Below are 3,828 nucleotides of genomic sequence, written 5' to 3' on the forward strand. Positions count from 1 at the left end.
CATGGAATAAGGCAAGGTGATAAAATATGAGTTGGTCCAGCCAAGCGCCACAAAGACTCTATAAATTGGACCCACGACAATCATCTGCGGAAACATACTCGTCCCTAAAATGACCGCTAGAAGGACCTTTTTGAATCTAAAGTGTAGTCTGGCGATGGCATAGGCGCAAAAAGAGGCAATCACAGTCACATATGCCGTCGTGATAGAAGCGATGATTAAGCTGTTCTTAAGTGTATTTAAAATATGTGCCTTAAAAAGCGCTTGATAATGCTCTAGGGTTGAGTTGTCGGAAAAGACTTTCATAGCCTCTGATCCCCATATTTCACTCTCCGGTTTAATGGAGGTAATGGCTACCCATATGAATGGGAAGACGATAATTAGGAGATAGAGCATTATTGCAGCCACTAGAAGTCTCTCTGTTTTTTTAGTACGCATAAGCCCTCCCTAATCTCCGATTAATTGAACATCTAAAAGCTTGATATAAGCAAATGAGATGAGACCGACAGTTATTGCCATAATAAGGACCATTGCAGACCCATAACCAAATCTCGTCTGTGCGAACATGACCTTGTAGGCGTAAACAGACAAGGATTCTGTTGTACCTCCGGGACCACCACCTGTTAGGACATAGATGAGGTCAAAGACCCTAAAGGCATCCAAGGTCCTAAAGAGGAGGGCTACGAAAATGGAGGGTTTTAATAAGGGCAATGTAATGTACCTAAATTGCTGAAGTTTGGTTGCCCCATCTAGTGACGAGGATTCGTAAAGTGAACCCGAAATGACTTGAAGTCCTGCCAATAACAGCAAGGCCATATAAGGCGTGGTCTTCCAAACATCCGCCAATATTATAGCGCCAAGTGCCCCTTTAGCAGACAGCAAAAGGGCTGTTGGGTCTTCTATTAGACCCACTGTTGAAAAGGCATGTGCCACAATACCACTTGAGCCGTTATAGAGATAGGACCACATAAGGGCCGCAACAGACGTCGGAATTGCCCAAGGAATCAGGGAAATGGTTCTGATCATGCCCCTCCCCTTCATGGCCTTATTCATGACCATTGCAAGTGACATACCCAGTATCAATTCAAAGAAGACTGAGATAATCGTAAAGATCAAGGTTACCATCAAGGTATACTGAACGCGTTTGTCAGTAATGACCTGCTTAAAGTTGCCCATGCCGATGAAATTGCTTTCGATGACACATGTATCGAGCTCTGAAGCCACTGCAAGCATGTCTTCCTTTGAATAATAGTCATCTTCAAAATCATATACATCCTCAAGGCCTTCAATCAGTGCTTTATTTTGAGTCTTTAGCCAAGCCTCTTGATCCTTGCTTATTTTAAAAACGGCACTTGTCTTTCCCTTTAAAATCGTATCTGTCATATGCGCTTGGTAGTCATCGACCATGCCCCTTACTCGATTAATCTGGGCAAGGGTCTCCGGTTTTTTAACGACGCTCTCCTCAATGTCCAAATAGTAGTCAATATATTCAATGGTTTCTTGATATAAGGTGCCGTTATAATTTGTGCTTGTATATAAACCCGATTTGGTTTGATCGTTGAGTTGAAAGTCATAAAAGGCATACTTAAGTGATTCAAAAATTGGCATTATAGAAAAGAGAATAATAAATATAATTGCTGGTAATATCAATAAGTATGCAATGCTTTTATCCATAAATTTTGTGATATTTTTCATATGAACCCCTTATAAAAAAGGTGCTGTCCGCATAGAGTGTCCAGCACCTTTCAATTTTTATTGCCATAACTTATTGTGCTAATTGAGCCTCAATTGCCTCAACTGCAGCATCTAAATCTGAATTGCCAGATAAGAACTCATGTGCCTTAATTTGAATCGTATCCGAAACTTCTGAGTAATTCGCAACAACAGGTCTTGCGATTGTTGTAGCAAGTGCATTTGAGAAGCCTTGGTTTGTTAAAAGTGCATTTGATGCAAGCACATCTGCATCTGATAACAATGCGTTAAATCCAGGCATGTAGCTTCCCACTGTTGCGTTGATTTTTTGTCCAACAGGACCAGCGATAAAGGCAAGGAATGCTTCTGCACCTTCTTGGTTTTGTGAGTTAGAGTTGATGCCTAAGATCCAACCACCTACAGTGCCACCTTCTGGCAGTGGTGCATAACCCACTTGGTCAATTTTGACATTGTATTCACCACTTGCTGCCATACCATTTACATAAGGCCAGTTTCTAGCAAATACGGATTCGCCGTTTAAGAATGCGTTGTGTGTTTCACCCTCAGTGTAAGTTAAAATATCGTCTGGTGTTGCTTTAGATGCCACAAAAGCTGCCATGGTTTCAAGACCGCCTTTAACATCTTGCCAGTTGTTTGTAAATTCGTTTAAGTTACATGTTAACCCCTCGTATTGCTTTGATTGGTAAACATGGCCGTATTTAGTATCACCTTGGCCTTGATATTTTTCAGCAAATGCTAAAAGTTCTGTCCAAGAATAATCGCCTGACTCTAATTTTGCGGCGTCCTCTGCTGACACGATGTCTTTTCTGTAGTATAAGAACCCTAAGTCAGAGAAGTATGGCAGTACATAGTTTTTACCCTTGTATTTACCTGATGCCATAGAACCTGAGTTAAAATCTGTTGGCATCCAGCCATTATTTTTAATGAGCTCATCGATTGGTCTTAAGTATCCAGCAGCTGCGAACTCACCTGCCCAAACAACGTCCATAGAAATAACATCATATTCCCCTGATTTACTTGAAAGCGAATTGATCAATTGATCATGCATGTTGCCTGAATCATTTGTCATGACCACAGCTTCCACTGTATAAAGGTCATTTGATGCATTAAATGCTTCTACGATTTGGTTAAGTGCATCCGTTGAATCTGCTTGAACCGCAAATTTGACAACTGTTTTTTCAACCGCTGGCGTCGTTTCCTCTGTAGCTTCTTGTACTGGTGCAGTTTCTTGTGCCGGTGTAGGCTCAGTTTGCTTGCTTTGGCAACCCGTTCCCATGGCTAAGATCATTGTAAATACCATAAGTAAAGCTAAAACTCTTTTCATGATTTACCCCCTTGAATTTTATAGACAATCGTCTAAGATCATATGCCTTAATGATTATGTGCATACAATATTGACAGTATAAATGACTTTAAGATACACTATAGGTAAAATATTTAGTTTTATGACAATATATTTATTCGATAGGGGGAAGTGTCACAATTTTTCGGACAATTATCCCACAAAAGGAAGTCTATTATGCAAACCAATCAGAATATGATTCTCAATAAAATCAGTCAATATGCGGCATTTTATAAGCACCCTTCCTATTATTTGGAACGTAAGCTCATCAATGCGCTACAAAGAGGCCTTGAACAAGAAGCCATCACCAGTCTCAATGCCATTAATCAACTAGAACGCGCTAAACTAGCAGATTCTCCCCTAAGATCCACTAAAAATTCTTTGATTGGCTCATGCACCCTCTTTACCCGTGCGGCTATTGAAGCCAATGTGCCCCCGGAGGAGGCCTTCTCAAGATCAGATGTGCATATTTGGGAAATAGAGCGATTTGCCCATTTAAAGTCCCTTCAAAAATATGAATACACCATGCTTGAAGATTATATGAACCTCATCAAACAATATCGAATCCTAGATTATTCACAGCTCACCATGAAAGTGATTGAATACATTCATGAAAATATCACAGAGGCCATCAAACTAGACGACTTGGCTTTTGCCATCAATAAGAACAAGTCTTATTTATGCGTCCACTTCAAGCAGGAGGTCGGCATGAGCATCATGGATTACGTTGCCATGCACAAGGCTGAAGAATCCAAATACTTTTTAAAATATGCCAA

4 protein-coding genes are annotated in these 3,828 nt (G+C 40.5%); 1 reads left to right on the forward strand and 3 read right to left on the reverse strand.

Features of this window, described 5'->3' with window-relative positions; genetic code table 11:
* The 3 genes from AC220I_RS19590 to AC220I_RS19600 form a co-directional block, all read right to left on the reverse strand.
* On the reverse strand, positions 1-435 hold a 435-nt coding region (locus AC220I_RS19590; RefSeq protein WP_486725553.1), incomplete at its 3' end, for an ABC transporter permease family protein.
* 9 nt (positions 436-444) lie between these two features.
* On the reverse strand, positions 445-1,692 hold the full coding sequence (locus AC220I_RS19595; RefSeq protein ID WP_486725554.1) for a carbohydrate ABC transporter permease: 1,248 nt from the start codon (positions 1,690-1,692) through the stop codon (positions 445-447).
* A 70-nt stretch (positions 1,693-1,762) separates the two neighbouring features.
* Positions 1,763-3,034, reverse strand: coding sequence for an extracellular solute-binding protein (locus AC220I_RS19600; protein WP_486725555.1), 1,272 nt, complete (start codon positions 3,032-3,034; stop codon positions 1,763-1,765).
* Positions 3,035-3,229: 195 nt separating this feature from the next.
* On the opposite strand from AC220I_RS19600, the gene AC220I_RS19605 reads away from it, so the two are divergent.
* Positions 3,230-3,828 (forward strand): AraC family transcriptional regulator (locus AC220I_RS19605; RefSeq protein ID WP_486725556.1); only part of this gene is annotated, 599 nt, incomplete at its 3' end.

The sequence above is a fragment of the Fusibacter sp. genome (assembly GCF_057447755.1).